Genomic DNA, 16,578 nt, shown 5'->3' with positions numbered 1-16,578 from the left:
TTTGACGTTTGCGTAAACGTCAAAATAGATAGCAGCAAGTTGCGCGCTTGCAAAGATGCGGATTTTCGAAGCGAAGCGACGGTTCGGAAGCAGTTTTCCCCGCCGTTGCCGGGGCTGCCGGCGCGTCGGACTTGCGGATTTTGAAAGCAGCGGTTACGCAATTGTTAACAAAACCAACGGCGTGCATCCGGAATTAACCGATAAGAGCTTGCGGATGATGAAAAAGGCACCGATCGAATGCCGAGCGCCGGCGGGGGCTACTGCATAATCCTTTAAATCGGATCCGATTCAGGGATAGGATTATGCAGCAGATTTAAGGCGTTACAGCGTCCTTTACGCGTCATATTTGACGCGCGGCGCTGTAAGGCCCGGTGTGCACAGAAGGATTTGACGTGAGCGGACTCGAAACTGCAATCCGAAATGCGCTGGAGCGCTCCGACAGAACCAACGCCGAAACGCGGGCGCGCATCTATCAATCTGCGCGACAGGCGCTGGAAACCGGGCTGCAGAAGCAGGGAATCGAGGATCAGAACGTCGTCGCCCAGCAGCGCCATCGGCTGGAAGCGGTCATCCATGCGATCGAAACCGAGGAGCGCGCGGCGTTGAAGGCACGCCCGGCGCCGACCCCTTCGGTCAGCCTCGACGACGCGGTCACGCCACGCGATACAGCAACGAGCAGGCCCGAGCTGCAGCCGTCCGCGCCCGCTAGCGGCCGCCGCGAGCCGGCTTTCGCCGGCCAGGCACCGCGCGATGCGCCGAATGACGGTGGGCTTGGCAGCCTTCGCGCCGACCGCGATGGCCCCGTTGTCTCGACGGCAGCGGCCGGCGAGGTCGCGGCCAGGCAGTCGCATGAAGGCCGAGGCGCAGTTGCGCCGGAAGCGCGCGCGACGGACGGTCGCAAGCGTCGACGCAAGCGGGGGCGTCTGCTTTCGCTCGCCATGGTCGTTGCGACGCTTGCCGCCGCGGTCGTGGCTGCCGTCTGGTGGGTCGAGACCAACAATCTGCTGCAGTCGCCGGCCGCGCGCGATACCAATGTCGCCAACCCGCCGGCAACAGTGGCATCGCAGGATTTCGACGGTGCCGCCGGTCTGCAGACCCTCGGTGCCCAGGAAGGCTTCACCGGCGACTGGGTCGAGGTGTATGCGCCCGGCAAGACAGGCGCGATCACGCCCGGCCCGCAGGCGACCGCCGAACAGGTCAACGACGATGGCGGACCGCGCGCCCTGCTGACATCTGGGAATGCCGATGCCGACGGTGACGTGACCATCGAGATCCCGGCCGCGATCCTGGCCGAGCTTTCAGGCAAGACGTCGACACTGGCGTTGACCGTCCAGGCCGCACCTGGCAAGTCGACCGAGTTTGCGGTGGAGTGCAACTTCTCTTCGCTGGGCGAGTGCGGTCGCCACCGTTTCACCCTGCATGACGAACGGGTCGACATGCTGTTCAAGGTCACCTTCGATCGCAGCCTTGCGCCGAGTGCTGCCGGGCAGATCGTCATCAACAGCGACATCAGCGGCGGCGGCAAGGGCATGAACCTTTACGCCATCCGCGTCCTGCCGGGTCAATAATCCCAACGCAGGTGGGTATAGACCGACGGGCGGCCGGCTGACGCTAAAGCGCGTCCCGATCTCAAGTGTTCTCTTGTTGCGCTTTACAGCGCCGCGCGTCTTTTCTTGCGCATGTCGTTGTCGCAAAATCGCTGCGCACTTTTGCGCGACAGGCCGCGGGCCTATTTCAGGAAGCCGGGGCCCGAGCCGATGATCTTGTCATCGACCTCGCCGATGGCGTCCTTGTCCTTGCCCTCATAATCGAGCTTGGAAAGCATGTGCCGAATGAGGTTGAGACGGGCGCGCCGCTTGTCGTTGCCACGCACCACGGTCCATGGCGCCTGGTCCGTATGGGTCTCTTTCAGCATCTGGTTGCGCTTATCGGTATAATCGTCCCATTTGTTGAGTGCGGCGATATCCATCGGCGACAGCTTCCAGATTTTCAGAGGATCATGGCAGCGGTCGTGAAAGCGCTTGAGCTGCATCTCGCGGCCGATGTTGATCCAGAATTTGAAGAACTGAATGTCTTCGTGCACGATCATCTTTTCAAAGCGCGGCACCTGCTTCAGGAATTGCTCGTGCTGCTCGGGCGTGCAGAAGCCCATGACCGGCTCGACGCCGGCGCGGTTGTACCAAGAGCGGTCGTAGAGAACGAGTTCGCCTGATGTCGGCATCGTCGCGATGTAGCGCTGGAAGTACCATTGCCCACGCTCGGTTTCTGTCGGCTTCGTCAGCGCGACGACGCGCGCCCAGCGGGGGTTCAGGTTGCCGCTGGTCGCATGGATCGCGCCGCCCTTGCCGGCCGCGTCGCGGCCCTCGAACAGGGCGATGATGCGCTTGCCGGTTGCCTGCTGCCAGAGTTGCAGCTTGACCAGTTCGATCTGCAGCTTTTCCAGCGTCTTCAGGTATTCATCGTCGTCGAGCTTCTTCTTGTAGGGGTAGTCGTCGGAGGAGAACGCGGCCTCGTCGATCCACTTCGGCAATTCGGGATTGTCGATGTCGAAGAGCCGCTTCTTGCCGCCGATATCGAGTTCTACCGCCCGGCTTTCGGTCTTCGTTGCTGCCTGCGTTGACGCCATTTGGTCTTCCTCCAGCCCGAGCGATTTCCTGTGAGGAGGCCACAATTGCATTGCGGATTCAAGCGCGTCGTGAAAATCATGTCATGAACGGTCGCTATCTCTCGACCATTTAGGGTCGGGAGGAAGACAAAGTGATTCATGAGGATATCGTGCTGGACGGTTCCAAGGCGTTCTGGCGGATGCTCGTGCCGCGACTGAAGGCAGAACGTTGGCTCCTCGGCCTGACGGCGCTGCTCGCCGCGCTTGCGACCGTCGCCGGCATTCATTTCCTCGTCGTGCTGCCGTTCTGGATCGTGCTTGCCGCAGCCCTGCTCAACCGCAGCGCGCCTTCGGTGCTACCGAAGGCCGCAAAAGCGGCAAAGGTGGCCGCGGTTGCGGGCGCGGCCAGCGACGCCCTGATCCCAGCCCTGAACGCGCTCGATATGCCGGTGCTGGTGGTGGCTGTCGATGAAACGGTCGTCTTCCAGAACATCGCTGCCGAAAAGGCTTTCGGCACCATCCCGCCCAACAGCTATCTTGCCGCCCGCGTTCGCTCGCCCGGCATTCTCGATATGGTCCGCGAGACGATCGCGACCGGCAAGATCAACCAGATCGAGCACACCGAGCGGCTGCCGTCCGATGCCGTCTATGTGGTCCGGGTGGCGCCAGCCGAAATCGGTGGCGATGGCCCATGGCGCCGGATCTTTCTCTTGACCTACCGCGATATTTCGCAGGCCCGCCGCATCGATCGCATGCGCTCTGACTTCGTCGCCAACGCCAGCCACGAGTTGCGCACGCCGCTGGCGTCGCTGCGCGGCTTCATCGAAACCATGCAAGGCCCGGCGCGCAACGACGCGAAGGCGCAGGAGAAGTTCTTCGGCATCATGCACGAGCAGGCGACGCGCATGAGCCGCCTCGTCGACGACCTCCTGTCGCTGTCGCGGCTGGAGCTGAAATCGCACATCGCGCCAGACGATACGATCGATCTGCGGCCGCTGCTCGGCCATGTCCGCGACAGTCTTGCTCCGCTTGCGGGCGATCTTGACGTGACGATCACGCTGACAATGCCCGAGACGCCTGTGGTCGTTCAGGGGGATCGCGACGAACTGATCGAGGTTTTCGAGAACCTGATCGAGAATGCCTGCAAATACGGCCAGGAAGGCAAGAGGGTCGATGTCGAGCTTTCCGGCGACGACGGCGGGCAGGCGGAGGTCGTGGTCAGAGACTACGGCCCCGGCATTCCGGCCGAGCATGTGCCGCGCATCACCGAGCGGTTCTATCGCGTCAATGTGGAGGCCAGCCGCTCGAAAAAGGGCACCGGTCTCGGCCTTGCGATCGTCAAGCACATCCTGACCCGCCACCGCGCGCGGCTCCTGATCCACTCGGAGTTGGGCAAGGGCACGGTGTTTACCGTGCGCTTTTGACATATTGGCGCGGGATAATGCCGCTGTGTTCATTTTTCATTATTATTTTCAATGACATGAGCTGTCATAAATGTTTCGCGAAACTGACATAAAAGGTGTGGCTATCGGCGGCTAGTTAGGGGCAGCCGATCAAACGGCGAAGAGCGCTGCAACGCTTGGCGCACTCAACACCAGCCCATTCCGGGAGAACTTTTATGAAAGCTCTTAAACTCACCGTAGCGGCGCTTGTCGCATCCGCCGCATTCGCCGGCGTGGCTGCCGCGCGCGATCAGGTTCAGGTCGCCGGCTCCTCGACCGTTCTTCCCTACGCAAAGATCGTCGCCGAGACGTTCGGCGAAACGTTCCCGGACTTCAAGACCCCGGTTGTCGAATCCGGCGGCTCCTCGGCCGGCCTGAAGGAATTCTGCAAGGGCGTTGGCCCTGATACCATCGACATCGCCAACTCCTCCCGCAAGATCAAGGACAGCGAAGTCGAGGCCTGCAAGGCCGCCGGCGTCACCGAGATCCAGGAAATCCAGATCGGTTATGACGGCATCGTCTTCGCAACCGACGCCGGCAACGCCGACCTCGCCCTGAAGCCCGTTGATCTCTACAAGGGTCTGGCTGCCGAAATCGTCGTCGACGGCAAGCTCGTTGCCAACCCTTACAAGAAGTGGTCTGAAGTCAACTCCGCTCTGCCGGACGCCGACATCGCCGCCTTCATCCCGGGCGAAAAGCACGGCACGCGCGAAGTCTTCGAAGAGAAGATCCTGGCCGCAGGTTGCAAGGAAGCTGGCGCCATTGACGTCATCAAGGCCGCCGTTGCCGATGAGAAGCAGCAGCACAGCAAGTGCGTCGCAGTCCGCAAGGACGGCATGGCTGTCGACATCGACGGCGACTACACCGAAACGCTGGCCCGTATCGCTGCCAACAAGAACGGCATCGGCGTATTCGGCCTGTCCTTCTACGAAAACAACGCCGACAAGCTGAAGGTCGCCACCGTCAACGGCATCGTTCCGTCGACCGAAACGATCGCTTCCGGCGAATACCCGGTTTCCCGCCCGCTGTACTTCTACGTCAAGAAGGCACATCTCGGCGTTATCGCGGGCCTCAAGGAATATGTTGAGTTCTTCCTCGACGATCAGATGATCGGCCCGGAAAGCCCGCTTGCAGAATACGGCCTCGTCGCTGCTCCGGACGCCGAGCGCGAAGAAGTTCGCAAGGCTTTCGCAGCCGGCAACATGCTCTGATACTGACAAGCCCCGGCGCGATGGTCTCGCGCCGGGGCATGCCTCCATCCGAACTGCCGGCAGCGCATTGAGCGTCACGCCGCGGAGACGTGCCGATGAGTACTTCATTTCTTCTTTTGCTCATTGTTGTAATTGGTTTTGTTTCTTATTTTGGGGGTCGTGCGCGCTCCTTCGCACAGGCTGGCGGCAAGCTCTCCAATCTGCATTCCTTACCCGGCTATCACGGCAGCTATGTCGCCATCTGGGCGATCCTTCCAGCGGCGCTCGTACTCGGCGCCTGGCTCGTCGCCGCGCCCATGTATATCGACTCCAGCACCCGGGCGACCTTGCCCGAGACGGTGCAGACGCAGGGCGGCGCCACGGTCGAGCTGGCGCTTGGCCAGGTCAAGTCGGTCGCCGGCGGCCTGAAGCGGTTGACGGCCGAAGAAGTTTCGGCGCTTGAAAGCGGTTCGGCCAATCTTCGCTCGACGCTTGCGGCCAAGGGCGTGGCTCTTGCCGGCGAGGGCGAACCCTACATGATCACCGCCGCCCAGCATTTCAACGCGATGAGCGCCACCAATCGCTGGCTGATGAGCGCCGTCGTCCTGCTGATCGCGATTGCCGGCGGCTTTTATGCCATCCGCAACATCGCCACCCGCTTCCGCGCCCGCAACCAGGTCGAGCGCGTCATGCTCGGCGCGCTGATCGTAGCGTCCTCGATCGCCATCCTGACGACGGTCGGCATCATCGCCTCTATGCTGTCGGAAGCCGGCCGCTTCTTCACGATGGTTTCACCCTTCGAGTTCTTCTTCGGCACGGTCTGGGACCCCCGGTTTGCTGCCGCCGGAAGCGGTGGCTCCTCCGGCCAGTTCGGCCTGATCCCGCTTCTCGCCGGTACGCTCTACATCGCCTTCGTCGCCATGCTGTTTGCGGTGCCGATCGGCCTGTTTGCCGCCATCTACATGGCGGAATATGCCAGCCCACGACTGCGTTCGACGGCAAAGCCCCTGCTCGAAGTGCTCGCCGGCATCCCGACCATCGTCTACGGTTTCTTCGCACTTGTGACCGTCGGCCCATTCCTGCGCGATATCTCTGCCCAACTGAACGGTCTCGTCACCGGCAATTATCAGAACTTCATCCAGGCACAGAGCGTCGTGACCGCCGGCATCGTCATGGGCATCATGCTGATCCCGTTCGTGTCCTCGCTTTCCGATGACATCATTACCCAGGTACCGCGGGCCCTGCGCGACGGTTCGCTCGGCCTTGGTGCCACCCGCTCCGAGACAGTCAAGAAGGTCATCCTTCCCGCAGCACTTCCGGGCATTGTCGGCGCTCTGCTTTTGACCGCCTCGCGTGCCGTCGGCGAGACGATGATCGTGGTGCTTGCCGCCGGTGTCGCGGCCCGCATGCAAATCAATCCTTTCGAGCCGATGACCACGGTGACGGTGAAGATCGTCAACCAGCTGACGGGTGACCTTGAGTTCACCTCGCCGCAGACGCTGGTTGCCTTCGCACTCGGCATCACGCTCTTCGTTATCACGCTCGGCCTCAACATTTACGCGCTCTACATCGTGCGCAAATATCGGGAACAGTACGAATGACCGACATCGCTTCCCCGGCCGTCCGGATCTCCGTCCGCCCCGCATCCGCCAAGCGTGATATCGGCATCAAGCGTCGCTACGCGGCCGAGCGTCGGTTCCGTGCCTATGGCATCAGCGCCATCAGTCTTGGCCTGTTCTTCCTCGCTCTGCTGCTGTGGACGGTGATCTCCAACGGCTACACCGCGTTCCAGCAGACGACGATCACGCTGCCGATCGAATTCACCGAAAAGGTCATCGATCCCAAGGGTGAGCGCGCGACCGACGGCAAGGTGCTGGTGGCGGCCAACTATCCGCTGCTGGTCCGCGATGCGCTGATCAAGCAGCTCGGCATCGATCCGAGCAATCGTCCGCTGGTCAAGCGGGCCACCGACATGGTGTCTGCAAGCTCCCGCACGCTGTTGCGCGACATCGTCGTCGCCGACCCGTCGGTTATCGGCAAGACCATACCGGTGACACTGCTCGCCGAAGCCAATGTCGACTCCGCCTTCAAGGGGCAGATCGACCTGAAGGTCGATGAGAGCAAGCGCAAGGTCAAGGACCAGCAGGTCACCTGGATGAACGAGCTTGCAAGCGCCGGCGTCCTGAAGAAGAGCTTCAACACCGGCATCTTCACCTTCGGTGCCTCGAGCCGTCCGGAAGCGGCAGGCGTCGGCGTTGCCGCCCTCGGTTCGCTGTTCATGATGCTGATCGTGCTCGTGCTGTCGCTGCCGATCGGCGTTGCCGCCTCGATCTATCTCGAAGAGTTTGCGCCGAAGAACCGGCTGACCGATCTCATCGAGGTCAACATCAACAATCTCGCCGCCGTTCCGTCGATCGTCTACGGTCTCTTGGGGTTGGCCGTATTCATCAACTTCGCCGGCATGCCGCGCTCGGCCGCCCTCGTCGGCGGCCTGGTGCTGACGCTGATGACCCTGCCGACGATCATCATCGCCACCCGTGCAGCGTTGAAGGCGGTCCCGCCGTCGATCCGCTCGGCAGCGCTCGGTCTCGGTGCGTCGAAGATGCAGACCATCTTCCACCACGTCCTGCCGCTGGCGATGCCGGGCATCCTGACCGGCACGATCATCGGTCTCGCCCATGCACTTGGCGAAACCGCGCCGCTGCTGTTGATCGGCATGGTCGCCTTCGTCGTCGATTATCCCGGCTCGCCGATGGAGCCGTCGACCGCGCTGCCGGTGCAGATCTACATGTGGGCCAACGAGGCGGAACGCGCCTTCGTCGAGCGCACATCCGGCGCGATCATCATTCTTCTCATCTTCCTCGTCGTCATGAACCTTGGCGCCATTCTGTTGCGACGTCGCTTTGAGCGCCGTTGGTAGTGAGGTAATTACTATGAACATCATGTCAGAAGCAGCAGTCGAAAAAGCCTTGGATCAGAAAATGAACACCGTGCCCTACAAGATGATCGGCAAGGATGTGTCGGTCTACTACGGCGAGAAGCGTGCGCTTTTCGACGTCAATCTCAATATCCGCGAGAACACGGTGACAGCGCTGATCGGCCCTTCGGGCTGCGGCAAGTCGACCTTCCTGCGCACGCTGAACCGCATGAACGACACCATCGAGAACTGCCGCGTCACCGGCAAGATCACGCTCGATGAAGACGACATCTACGACCCGACGATCGACGTCGTGGAACTGCGAGCCCGCGTCGGCATGGTGTTCCAGAAGCCGAACCCGTTCCCGAAGTCGATCTACGACAACGTCGCCTACGGCCCGCGCATCCACGGGCTTGCCCGCACCAAGTCTGAGTTCGACGAAGTCGTCGAGACCAGCCTGCAGAAGGCTGGTTTGTGGAACGAGGTGAAGGATCGCCTGCAGGAGCCGGGCACCGGTCTTTCGGGCGGCCAGCAGCAGCGTCTGTGCATCGCGCGCGCCGTTGCCGTCAGCCCTGAAGTGATCCTGATGGACGAGCCCTGTTCGGCGCTCGATCCGATCGCGACGGCCAAGGTCGAGGAACTGATCCACGAGCTGCGTACCAACTTCACGATCGTCATCGTCACCCACTCGATGCAGCAGGCGGCGCGTGTTTCGCAGCGCACTGCCATGTTCCACCTCGGCAATCTTGTCGAGGAGAACGACACCGACAAGATGTTCACCAATCCGGATGACCAGCGTACCCAGGACTACATCATGGGCCGGTTCGGTTGATGGCCGAAGCTCCTCTTCACCCCGTTTCCTGAACGCGCCCGCAAGGATCGAAGACTATGTCCATGCACATAATGTCCGCCTACGACGAAGAACTGAAATATCTCACGCGCCGCATCTCCGAGATGGGCGGGCTTGCCGAGCAGATGGTGGGCGAATCCGTTCGTGCGCTTGTCAATTCTGACCTCGCCTTGGCGCAGAAGGTGATCTCCGACGACACCATCCTCGATGAAGCCGAACGCCAGATCGGCGAAAAGGCAATCGTCACCATCGCCAAGCGCCAGCCCGTTGCTGCCGACCTGCGCGAGATCATGGGATCGATCCGCATCGCGTCCGATCTGGAGCGCGTCGGCGACCTCGGCAAGAACAACGCCAAGCGTGTCATCGCGGTTGCCGGCTCCGGCATCCCGCGCAAGCTGGCGCGCGGTCTCGAACACCTGGCAGAGCTTGCGCTGGTGCAGCTCAAGGAAGTCCTCGACGTCTACGCTTCCCGCTCGCCGGAGAAGGCCAACAGCATCCGCGAGCGCGACGAGGAGATCGACGCGATCTACACCTCGCTGTTCCGCGAGCTGCTCACCTACATGATGGAAGATCCGCGCAACATCACGCCCTGCACGCATCTTCTCTTCTGTGCCAAGAACATCGAGCGTATCGGCGACCACGCCACCAATATCGCCGAGACGATCTACTACATGGCGACGGGCGCGCAGCCGGAAGGCGAGCGTCCGAAGGACGACAATACGTCGACGCTGGGTGCCGTGAAGGACTAACGCATGTCGCGCAAAAGTGCGCAGCGGTTTTGCGATAACGACATGTGCAAAAACAAGAACTTAAAGCACAACAAGCGCATCTTAGAGATCGCGACGCGCTTTAAGACCCGGATACGTTCGAGTGCCTGCTTATGAACCTGCTCCGGTCGCAGCCCTGGTTGCGGCCCTGCTCTACTGCGTCTGAAGCTATACGTTTTCGCGCGTGCCTATGAAAACGCGCGGAGTGCTCCAGATTCTATATGTTCGAGCATCTCTTTGCGTTCGATCGAACGCGAGACGCTCTGGGTAAGGAGACGTTGCCTGATGTTGCCGAAAATCGCCGTTGTCGAAGACGAAGAGGCGCTGAGTGTCCTGCTGCGTTATAACCTCGAAGCCGAAGGGTTCGATGTTGATACGATCCTGCGCGGAGACGAGGCGGAGATCCGCCTACAGGAGCGCCTCCCGGATCTCCTGATCCTCGACTGGATGCTGCCGGGCGTTTCCGGCATCGAGCTTTGCCGCCGGCTGCGCCAACGTCCGGAAACCGAGCGCCTGCCGATCATCATGCTGACGGCGCGCGGCGAGGAGAGCGAGCGGGTTCGTGGCCTTGCCACCGGCGCCGACGATTATGTCGTCAAGCCGTTCTCGACCCCGGAGCTGATGGCCCGTGTCAAGGCGATGCTGCGGCGCGCCAAGCCCGAGGTCCTCTCGACGCTGCTTCGCTGCGGCGACATCGAGCTCGATCGCGAGACCCATCGCGTGCATCGCCGCACCCGCGAGGTCCGCCTTGGTCCGACGGAATTCCGCCTGCTCGAATTCCTGATGTCGTCGCCGGGCCGGGTGTTCTCGCGCTCGCAACTCCTTGATGGCGTCTGGGGCCACGATATCTATGTCGACGAGCGCACCGTCGACGTGCATGTCGGTCGCTTGCGCAAGGCACTGAATTTCTCGAGCATGCCTGATGTCATCCGCACCGTTCGCGGTGCCGGCTACTCGCTCGAAAGCTGAGCCAGCCGGCCACTGCAGCGCCGCGCATCTTAATGGACGCGCAAAGGTCGCTGTTGCATCTTGAATTGCGGCATGTTTCCTTGAAGCGAATACGAACCAGGGAAACATGCAGCAGCCAATAAAAAAGGGGCCGTGCGGCCCCTTTTCTGCATGTGGTTTTCGGTCGTCTCAGCGAGCGCGACGGCGCTCGGAGGTCGGCTGATAGGCAAGCCGCGCATGGAATGTGCAATAGGGCGAAGCTTCCGGGGAATCGTTGCCGCAGAAGTGGAATTCTTCCTTGAGCGGGTCGCCGATCGGCCATTTGCAGGTGCGCTCGGTCAACTGCGTCAGCTCCAGGCGGCGCGACATTGGCACGACCACATCCGTCTGGATGCGGAAATCCTGTTCGGCGACGAGATCGACTTCGACCTCTTCCTTGAGCACGGTCGCGCCGGCCGCACGGGTAACCGTCCGTGTCGTGACGCGCGAAGCGTAGTTCGGAGCGCGCGGCGCCGAAGTCGGGCGCTGCTTCGGCCGGGTCGCGGCGGTGGTTCCGCCAGCCTTGGCCCTGCCGGGCAGGCTCAGCCGGTGAACCTTGCCGATGACCGCATTGCGGCTGACGCCGCCGAGCTGTGCCGCGATCTGGCTCGCGCTCAGGCCCTCGGACCAAAGCTTCTTCAGTTTTTCCACCCGCTCGTCAGTCCAGTTCATTTCTGCACTCTCCGTTCTCAGCGTTGGCGATGACAGAATCTCTCACCACGCTCCGGACAGGCTCCGGAGCTGCAACGCGATAACACTTTTGGTGACTAGGCCCGCCGCATGCGTCTAGTAATTGAACATTAACCTACTGACCGGCGGACTCCGTGGCAAGAGTCCCGCGAATCGCGCCGAATCGATTTCTTGGTTTTCCCCAACTTGCTCGGTGGGCGTTGCATTTTTGCAAGCCCCGTCGCGTGATTTTTTCGTCGCATGGATCAGACCCGTCCGACCGCACTGCAAAGCTTGGTTTTGTTGACATTGCGCTGCGAAATAGGAATAGTGCCTGCGCCGCCGCAAGGCGGCATTTTTAATTTTTTGCCGCGCTCAACAGGGGCTCGGATCGATGCCGATAGCAATGAAGGAGAGGCTCGCCATGACTGCAACCACGCCGCTTTACGACACCTACATGCGTGCGCCGTTGCGTTTCGAGCGAGGAGAGGGCGTCTGGTTGATCGCCGAAGACGGCTCGCGCTATCTCGACTTCGCCGCCGGCGTCGCCGTCAACTCGCTTGGCCATGCGCATCCGCATCTGGTCGAGGCGTTGAAGGCGCAGGCCGAGAAGGTCTGGCACCTGTCCAACCTTTATGAGGTCCCCGGCCAGGAGAGCCTTGCACGCCGGCTGACGGCCGTCACCTTCGCCGATCGTGTCTTCTTCACCAACTCGGGTGCCGAGGCGCTCGAATGCGCGATCAAGACTGCGCGTCGCTACCACTATGCCAAGGGCAATCCGGAGAAGTTCCACATCATCACCTTCGAGGGTGCCTTCCACGGACGCACGATCGCGACCATCGCGGCGGGTGGTCAGCAGAAGTACATCGAGGGCTTTGGCCCGAAGGCCCCGGGTTTCTATCAGGTTCCCTTCGGCGATATCACGGCGCTCAAGGATGCGATCACCGACGAGACGGCGGCGATCCTGATCGAGCCGATCCAGGGCGAGGGCGGCATCCGCCCGGTCACCAAGGAATTCATGCAGGAGCTGCGCGCGCTTTGCGACGAGTTCGGTCTGCTGCTGATCCTCGACGAGGTCCAGTCCGGCGTCGGCCGCACCGGCAAGCTTTTCGCCTATGAATGGGCTGGCATCCGTCCGGATATCATGGCTGTCGCCAAGGGCATCGGCGGCGGCTTCCCGCTCGGTGCCTGCCTTGCGACCGAAGAGGCGGCTGCCGGCATGGTCGCCGGTACGCACGGTTCGACCTATGGCGGCAACCCGCTTGCCATGGCTGTCGGCAACGCCGTGCTCGACGTCATCCTGGCCGACGGTTTCCTGGAGCATGTCCGCGACGTGGCCCTGGTCTTCCGCCAGGGCCTCGCGTCGTTGAAGGACCGTTTCCCCGATGTGATCGAGGATATCCGCGGCGACGGCCTGATGCTCGGCATCAAGGCGAAAGGCCCTTCGGCCGATCTCCTGAAGGCGATCCGCGCGGAGAAGCTGCTGGCTGTTCCGGCCGGCGAAAACGTCCTGCGCCTGTTGCCGCCGCTGACGGTGACCGCCGCGGAAGCGCGCGAAGGCCTGGCGCGGATCGAGCGCGCGGCCGAAGCCGTGAGAAGCAGCAGCGGTACCGCCGCAGCCTAATTTGTGAACCCGGAGATCGGCAGCGATTTTCCCAAGGGTCCATGCGCGAGCCCAAGGTGTCGAGCGTTCTTTTGGCTCTTCGACACCGGTCGCGCTCCACGGGCCATTCTGAGACAGGAATTGACTACGATGGCAGGCACAAGACATTTCATCGATCTTTCGGCCATGACGGCAGCCGATCTGCGCACGATCATCGATGACGCACGCGTGCGAAAGACGGCGACGAAGGCCGGAACCGCCGAAAAGCCGCTCGCCGGCAAGATGTTGGCGATGATCTTCGAAAAGCCTTCGACCCGCACGCGCGTCTCCTTTGACGTCGGCATGCGCCAGCTCGGCGGCGAAACCCTGTTTCTCTCGGGCACCGAAATGCAGCTCGGCCGCGCCGAGACCATCGGCGACACTGCCAAGGTGCTGTCACGCTACGTCGATGCGATCATGATCCGCACCACCGATCATCGCCGTCTTCTCGAGCTTGCCGAGCACGCCACGGTGCCCGTCATCAACGGCCTGACCGACGACACCCATCCCTGCCAGATCATGGCCGATATCATGACCTTCGAGGAGCATCGCGGCCCGGTGAAGGGCAAGACCATCGCCTGGACCGGCGACGGAAACAACGTGCTTCACTCGCTGATCGAGGGCTCGGCCCGTTTCGGCTACCGCATGAACATGGCGGTGCCGCTCGGTTCCGAGCCGCACGACAAGATCCTCAACTGGGCGCGCAACAATGGCGGCGAGATCCTGCTTTGCCATGAGGCCGAGCAGGCCGTTGCCGGCGCGCATTGCGTCGTTACCGACACCTGGATTTCCATGAACCAGGAGCATCGCGCTCGCGGCCACAACGTCTTCCAGCCCTTCCAGGTCAACGACGCGCTGATGAGGCACGCCTCGCCGGACGCACTGTTCATGCACTGCCTGCCGGCGCATCGCGGCGAGGAAGTGACCGACGAGGTCATCGACGGGCCGCAGTCGGTGGTATTCGACGAGGCGGAAAACAGGCTGCACGCACAGAAGTCGATCATCGCCTGGTGCATGGGGCTCGTCTGATCGGCGCGTCTGCCTATTGAAATTTCCCGCATGCGACACGATTTAGGCCGAATGCGGGACGTTCCGGGGTGGAAACAACGGACGTTACCTGACGACAGGCAGCGCATGATCGGCCGGCAAAACGGCACATGCCTGCTAGACAAATCCGTTTATGGCGGGATCGAATAGGATAACGGGCAGGCTGCACCGGAGGATGTTTATGTTCTCTGCGCGGCCCTCTCCCAAGCATGTCGCGGAAAAGTGCGCAGCGGTTTTGCGATAACGATATGCACAAGAACAAAAACTTGAAGCGCAGTCAGCGAATCCTGGCGATCGCGACGCGCTTTAGTGACGTAAGGAGCAGCAGATGACTGAGATGGCACCAGGACTTGGCGAATTCGACTTTGCCGGTGACGATCATGTCGTGCCCTTCCAGGTGGAGGGCCTCGATGTGCGTGGCCGCGCCGTTCAGCTCGGCCCGATGCTCGATGCGATCCTCGAGCGCCACAACTATCCGCTTCCGGTCGCGCGGCTGGTTGCCGAGACCGTGGTGCTGACCGTGCTGCTCGGAACGTCGCTGAAGTTCGACGGCAAGCTTATCGTCCAGACGAAGAGCGACGGCCCGGTCGATCTTGTCGTCGCCGATTTTGCCACGCCCGATCGGGTGCGCGCCTATGCCCGTTTCAACGAGGAAGCGCTGGAGGAAGCTCTGAAGGACGGACGCACCCAGTCGCATGAGCTGCTGGGCAAGGGCGTTCTCGCCTTCACCATCGATCAGGGTGCCCATACCCAGCGCTATCAGGGCATCGTTGCGCTCGATGGCGCCACGCTCGAGGAGATTGCCGGCGTCTACTTCCGCCAGTCGGAGCAGATCCCGACCAAGGTGCGCCTCGGCGTTGCCGAACTGCTCGACCGCGACGAGAACGGCAAGCCGCGCCATCGCTGGCGCGCCGGCGGCATGGTCGCGCAGTTCCTGCCGGATGCGCCGGAGCGCATGCGCCAACCGGATCTTTCGGGGGGTGACGGCGACGACAACGAGGATCTCTTCGACGAGGACGATCTCTGGGCGGAAGCCAAGGTCATGGTCGAGACGATCGATGCCGACGAACTGACCGACCCGATGGTCGGCACGGAACGTCTGCTCTATCGGCTGTTCCACGAGCGCGGCGTTCGCGTCTACGAGCCGCAGGCGGTCTATGATCGCTGCAGCTGTTCGCGCGAAAAGATCCGCTCGGTGCTCACCGGACTGCACGCCGACGATATCGAGAGCACCATCGAGGACGGCTTGATCAAGGTGACGTGCGAGTTCTGCTCGACCACCTATCGCTTCGAGGCAAGCGAGGTCCGCCAGCAGTAGGATGCCTCAATTCAGGGTTCGAACGAGCCCTGGTGAATCAAGCGAGAAGGCGGGGATTGCCACGTTGAAGTGTTCTCCGCCTTCCGATTCCATGCTGTAGTGGCCGAACATGACGCCGGACGGCGTATCGAGCGGGCATCCGGAGGAATATTCGTAGGTATCGCCGGGGTTCAGCAACGGTTGCTCTCCGATGACACCGGGCCCGCTGACTTCGTCCACCTGGCCGTTCTCGTCGGTAATATGCCAGTAGCGTGTCATCAGCCGAACCGACTCGGCCGAATGGTTGGCGATGACGATGCGGTAGCCCCAGACATAGCGGCTGTCATCCGGATCAGATTGCTCTTCCAGATAATAAGGCTCCACCGTAACTTCTATGTCGCGAGTGAGCGCGCGATACATGAGCAACACCTTGTTTCAAGTCTTTCAGGGTATTCTACAGCAAGATGGTTTCGTCAAGAATAACGGCAGGATTGCATGCGTCGGCGGCAAGTCTGCGGAAAGGCGAGGCCGATGCTTGATGGCGCGGTGAGAAAACATCTGGATCCGATACTGGATCGGCTCGGTGCAGCACTTGCCCGCGGGGGTGTCGGTGCCAATGCGGTCACGATCACCGGCCTCGCGCTCGGCCTCGTTGCCGCTGTCCTCATTGCCGGACAATACTACCTTGCCGCCGCCATTGTTATCGTCGTTAGCCGGCTTTGCGATGGACTTGATGGTGCGGTGGCACGCGCCACGCGCAAAACCGATTTCGGTGGTTTCCTCGACATCGTGCTCGACTTCGCCTTCTACGGTGCCATCCCGCTCGGCTTCATCGGCGCCGATCCGCAGGCCAACGGTCTTGTCGGCGGTCTGCTGCTCTTCTCGTTCTACGTCAACGGATCGAGTTTTCTCGCCTATGCCATTATGGCCGAAAAGCGAGCGATGACGACGGATGTGCGGGGGGCAAAATCGCTCTACTTCACCACCGGGCTTGCCGAGGCGACGGAGACGATCGCCGCCTTCCTGGCCTTCTGCCTGTTCCCGACGTGGTTTCCGCTGCTGGCGGCGCTGTTTGCGGTCGTCTGCCTCTACACCGCGCTATCGCGCATTGTGCTCGCGCGAACGCGTTTTCGCGACGTCGAGTAGCGGCCGCCGCCGATCTCGG

At 61.8% G+C, this 16,578-nt stretch carries 15 protein-coding genes; 12 read left to right on the top strand and 3 right to left on the bottom strand.

Annotation, left to right across the window (positions count from 1 at the left end; genetic code table 11):
* Window positions 1-392 precede the first annotated feature (392 nt).
* Entirely contained in the window at window positions 393-1,568 is a 1,176-nt protein-coding gene (locus tag ASD00_RS00700; protein ID WP_025425792.1) for a hypothetical protein, read from the top strand.
* Window positions 1,569-1,729: 161 nt separating this feature from the next.
* Here the strand turns inward: ASD00_RS00700 and ppk2 are convergent, their stop codons facing one another.
* The gene (gene ppk2, locus ASD00_RS00695) at window positions 1,730-2,626 is read right to left on the bottom strand and encodes a polyphosphate kinase 2 (protein WP_025425793.1); all 897 of its coding nucleotides are present in this window, start codon (window positions 2,624-2,626) and stop codon (window positions 1,730-1,732) included.
* Between the two features lie 131 nt (window positions 2,627-2,757).
* Here ppk2 and phoR point away from each other — a divergent pair, with 131 nt between their 5' ends.
* The 7 genes from phoR to phoB all read left to right on the top strand — a co-directional run bounded on the left by phoR (window position 2,758) and on the right by phoB (window position 10,740).
* Window positions 2,758-4,029, top strand: coding sequence for a phosphate regulon sensor histidine kinase PhoR (phoR, locus tag ASD00_RS00690; RefSeq protein WP_025425794.1), 1,272 nt, complete (start codon window positions 2,758-2,760; stop codon window positions 4,027-4,029).
* A gap of 194 nt (window positions 4,030-4,223) precedes the next feature.
* On the top strand, window positions 4,224-5,258 hold the full coding sequence (locus ASD00_RS00685; protein ID WP_025425795.1) for a substrate-binding domain-containing protein: 1,035 nt from the start codon (window positions 4,224-4,226) through the stop codon (window positions 5,256-5,258).
* Between the two features lie 95 nt (window positions 5,259-5,353).
* Entirely contained in the window at window positions 5,354-6,838 is a 1,485-nt protein-coding gene (pstC, locus tag ASD00_RS00680; protein ID WP_057204270.1) for a phosphate ABC transporter permease subunit PstC, read from the top strand.
* The gene (gene pstA / locus ASD00_RS00675) at window positions 6,835-8,157 is read left to right on the top strand and encodes a phosphate ABC transporter permease PstA (protein ID WP_025425797.1); all 1,323 of its coding nucleotides are present in this window, start codon (window positions 6,835-6,837) and stop codon (window positions 8,155-8,157) included. The genes pstC and pstA overlap by 4 nt, the downstream gene beginning before the upstream one ends.
* Before the next feature lie 13 nt (window positions 8,158-8,170).
* Window positions 8,171-8,986 (top strand): phosphate ABC transporter ATP-binding protein PstB, encoded by an 816-nt coding sequence (pstB, locus tag ASD00_RS00670; RefSeq protein WP_025425798.1) that lies wholly within the window; start codon window positions 8,171-8,173, stop codon window positions 8,984-8,986.
* A 56-nt stretch (window positions 8,987-9,042) separates the two neighbouring features.
* Window positions 9,043-9,753, top strand: coding sequence for a phosphate signaling complex protein PhoU (gene phoU / locus ASD00_RS00665; RefSeq protein WP_025425799.1), 711 nt, complete (start codon window positions 9,043-9,045; stop codon window positions 9,751-9,753).
* 303 nt (window positions 9,754-10,056) lie between these two features.
* A complete protein-coding gene (gene phoB, locus ASD00_RS00660) occupies window positions 10,057-10,740 on the top strand; it encodes a phosphate regulon transcriptional regulator PhoB (RefSeq protein WP_025425800.1) in 684 nt (227 codons plus the stop codon).
* Between the two features lie 168 nt (window positions 10,741-10,908).
* Here phoB and ASD00_RS00655 read toward each other — a convergent pair whose 3' ends face one another.
* A complete protein-coding gene (locus ASD00_RS00655) occupies window positions 10,909-11,430 on the bottom strand; it encodes a GcrA family cell cycle regulator (RefSeq protein ID WP_025425801.1) in 522 nt (173 codons plus the stop codon).
* A 421-nt stretch (window positions 11,431-11,851) separates the two neighbouring features.
* Here ASD00_RS00655 and ASD00_RS00650 point away from each other — a divergent pair, with 421 nt between their 5' ends.
* From ASD00_RS00650 to ASD00_RS00640, 3 genes are all read left to right on the top strand, one after another.
* A complete protein-coding gene (locus ASD00_RS00650; RefSeq protein ID WP_025425802.1) occupies window positions 11,852-13,051 on the top strand; it encodes an aspartate aminotransferase family protein in 1,200 nt (399 codons plus the stop codon).
* A gap of 129 nt (window positions 13,052-13,180) precedes the next feature.
* Window positions 13,181-14,098, top strand: coding sequence for an ornithine carbamoyltransferase (gene argF, locus ASD00_RS00645; RefSeq protein ID WP_025425803.1), 918 nt, complete (start codon window positions 13,181-13,183; stop codon window positions 14,096-14,098).
* Between the two features lie 346 nt (window positions 14,099-14,444).
* Window positions 14,445-15,434 (top strand): Hsp33 family molecular chaperone, encoded by a 990-nt coding sequence (locus ASD00_RS00640; RefSeq protein WP_025425804.1) that lies wholly within the window; start codon window positions 14,445-14,447, stop codon window positions 15,432-15,434.
* 6 nt (window positions 15,435-15,440) lie between these two features.
* On the opposite strand, the gene apaG is transcribed toward ASD00_RS00640, so the two are convergent.
* Window positions 15,441-15,833 (bottom strand): Co2+/Mg2+ efflux protein ApaG, encoded by a 393-nt coding sequence (gene apaG, locus ASD00_RS00635; RefSeq protein WP_025425805.1) that lies wholly within the window; start codon window positions 15,831-15,833, stop codon window positions 15,441-15,443.
* 111 nt (window positions 15,834-15,944) lie between these two features.
* On the opposite strand from apaG, the gene ASD00_RS00630 reads away from it, so the two are divergent.
* On the top strand, window positions 15,945-16,559 hold the full coding sequence (locus tag ASD00_RS00630) for a CDP-alcohol phosphatidyltransferase family protein (RefSeq protein WP_025425806.1): 615 nt from the start codon (window positions 15,945-15,947) through the stop codon (window positions 16,557-16,559).
* Window positions 16,560-16,578: the final 19 nt, after the last annotated feature.

The sequence above is a fragment of the Ensifer sp. Root31 genome (genome assembly GCF_001424825.1).
Classification (GTDB): Bacteria; Pseudomonadota; Alphaproteobacteria; order Rhizobiales; family Rhizobiaceae; genus Ensifer; species Ensifer canadensis.
This window is presented reverse-complemented; position numbering and strand designations above follow the sequence as displayed.

Excerpts from the sequence above, each read along its gene's own strand:
- ppk2 (WP_025425793.1), bottom strand. The coding sequence starts at position 2,626 with ATGGCGTCAACGCAGGCAGCAACGAAGACCGAAAGCCGGGCGGTAGAA.
- ASD00_RS00685 (WP_025425795.1), top strand. The coding sequence starts at position 4,224 with ATGAAAGCTCTTAAACTCACCGTAGCGGCGCTTGTCGCATCCGCCGCA.
- pstC (WP_057204270.1), top strand. The coding sequence starts at position 5,354 with ATGAGTACTTCATTTCTTCTTTTGCTCATTGTTGTAATTGGTTTTGTT.
- pstA (WP_025425797.1), top strand. The coding sequence starts at position 6,835 with ATGACCGACATCGCTTCCCCGGCCGTCCGGATCTCCGTCCGCCCCGCA.
- pstB (WP_025425798.1), top strand. The coding sequence starts at position 8,171 with ATGAACATCATGTCAGAAGCAGCAGTCGAAAAAGCCTTGGATCAGAAA.
- phoU (WP_025425799.1), top strand. The coding sequence starts at position 9,043 with ATGTCCATGCACATAATGTCCGCCTACGACGAAGAACTGAAATATCTC.
- phoB (WP_025425800.1), top strand. The coding sequence starts at position 10,057 with ATGTTGCCGAAAATCGCCGTTGTCGAAGACGAAGAGGCGCTGAGTGTC.
- ASD00_RS00655 (WP_025425801.1), bottom strand. The coding sequence starts at position 11,430 with ATGAACTGGACTGACGAGCGGGTGGAAAAACTGAAGAAGCTTTGGTCC.
- ASD00_RS00650 (WP_025425802.1), top strand. The coding sequence starts at position 11,852 with ATGACTGCAACCACGCCGCTTTACGACACCTACATGCGTGCGCCGTTG.
- argF (WP_025425803.1), top strand. The coding sequence starts at position 13,181 with ATGGCAGGCACAAGACATTTCATCGATCTTTCGGCCATGACGGCAGCC.
- ASD00_RS00640 (WP_025425804.1), top strand. The coding sequence starts at position 14,445 with ATGACTGAGATGGCACCAGGACTTGGCGAATTCGACTTTGCCGGTGAC.
- apaG (WP_025425805.1), bottom strand. The coding sequence starts at position 15,833 with ATGTATCGCGCGCTCACTCGCGACATAGAAGTTACGGTGGAGCCTTAT.
- ASD00_RS00630 (WP_025425806.1), top strand. The coding sequence starts at position 15,945 with ATGCTTGATGGCGCGGTGAGAAAACATCTGGATCCGATACTGGATCGG.